Annotated in this window: 2 protein-coding genes and 1 pseudogene; 1 reads left to right on the forward strand and 2 read right to left on the reverse strand. The window is 63.9% G+C overall.

Features of this window, described 5'->3' with window-relative positions; all coding sequences use genetic code 11:
* Positions 1-75: 75 nt before the first annotated feature.
* Positions 76-228 (forward strand): annotated as a pseudogene (locus AC1WTP_RS34360) (transposase); the annotation flags it as partial.
* Here the strand turns inward: AC1WTP_RS34360 and AC1WTP_RS34365 are convergent.
* On the reverse strand, positions 215-733 hold the full coding sequence (locus tag AC1WTP_RS34365; RefSeq protein ID WP_481653369.1) for an IS630 family transposase: 519 nt from the start codon (positions 731-733) through the stop codon (positions 215-217). The pseudogene AC1WTP_RS34360 and the gene AC1WTP_RS34365 sit on opposite strands and share 14 nt — an antisense overlap.
* 214 nt (positions 734-947) lie before the next feature.
* On the reverse strand, positions 948-1,484 hold a 537-nt coding region (locus AC1WTP_RS34370), incomplete at its 5' end, for a hypothetical protein (RefSeq protein ID WP_481653370.1).

The raw sequence follows: 1,484 nt of genomic DNA on the forward strand, positions 1-1,484 counted from the left end.
CGGTCCCACCCATCTCCGCCCAGGTCAGAACCAAAATTTCAGCTCTCCAGGTCCCCGAATTACGTCGAACCCGGGACCGGGATCACCAACGCCGGCTCCGAAGGAACCAACCGGGTTATCAAGACCGTCGCCCGCGACGCCTACGGCTTCCGAAACCCCGAAAACCAACGCCTACGCACCCGCACCGCCACCACCCGACGCCACCGCGGACACCTCAACCCCGCTTAACTTCGAAGAGCCGGGATCGCCAGGCGCGGCCGGGGCGGGGTTGCAGGTTCAACGGCCCGAACTCGTCAACGCAGAGCACCCGCCCGTCTGCCGGCGGGTGGTCGTAGAGGTCCAGGATCCGGCGCATCTTGGCCGTGAAGTCGGGGTCAGTGCTGGCCTTCCAGGTCTTGGTGGCCTGCCACGACACCCCACGCTCATGCAGGACCCGCCGAACGGTCTCGACGCTGATCGTCGCCACGTAGCCGGCCTCGATCAGGTAGTCGCGCAGCTTCGCAAGCGACCAGCAGGAGAACGGTCGGCCGAGGAAACGGGGGTCGCACCGGGCGATGACACAGATCCAGTCCCGGGTCTGCTCATCGATCCGTCTCGGTGCGCCCCCGCTCCATTTTGGGTCCAACGCGTCGAACCCCCGCTCGTTGAACGCGTGGATCACGTCCCGCACGTAGTCCTCGCTGGTCTTGAGTAGGTGAGCGATGTCCGGGGCCGGCTGGCCTTGGGCGGACATCAGCACCACGATCGCCCGACGCAGTTTCACCGGGTCCCTCGCGGTCCGGGTGATCCGCTGCAACCGCTCCCCTCAGCCATCGACACCTGCCGGACGAACACCTCCGGCCGTCTGCCCACCGGCCACCACCTCCCACCCTGAACGATGAGAGACAGCCTGCCCGACGAGTCCACTGAACCGACGGATTACACGATCAACGTTCAAAGACGAGGCACTAGCTCGTTGTAGGTGCGGTTCCCGCCCGACGCCAAGCGCACCAAGCGAGTTGGGAGAACGGAACAATTACCAGGAGGTCAACGAGGTAGGCAACCCATTCGAGACGGAGAACTCGGCCCACCGGAAAAGCGATAGCGGCGAGGCAGATCAGGGCAGCGACCCACCGCTGGGAAAGTCGGGTCCAACCGAGTAGTATGCCGAATACCAGTAGAGACAACGGGAAGGTCGGCCCTGGTAGCCATAGCACGAAAAGGCTTTGCGGTGGGTAGTCCTCGAGCTGATCCAGGGCTGTCCGATCAACCATGCCGAAGACCTCTTCGAAGAAGCCCTGCATTCCGAAGGTGATGCTGCCGAGCATGCCGATCAACAGCAGCAACAACCACAGCCCAGCCGCACGGGGTGCGCATTCGCGCAGCCGTTCGTATTCGCCGATTAGTCCATACACCCAGGGCACCATGCACGGCCCCGGCGTTGTTCCGGCTTGAGGTGTTCTGTCCAGGTTGAGGACCGGACAGAGCTGAAGTTGTGGGACGAG

It is taken from the genome of Micromonospora sp. R311 (assembly GCF_056780015.1).

Coding starts and splice junctions, on each gene's coding strand:
- AC1WTP_RS34365 (WP_481653369.1), bottom strand. CDS start 733: ATGTCCGCCCAAGGCCAGCCGGCCCCGGACATCGCTCACCTACTCAAG.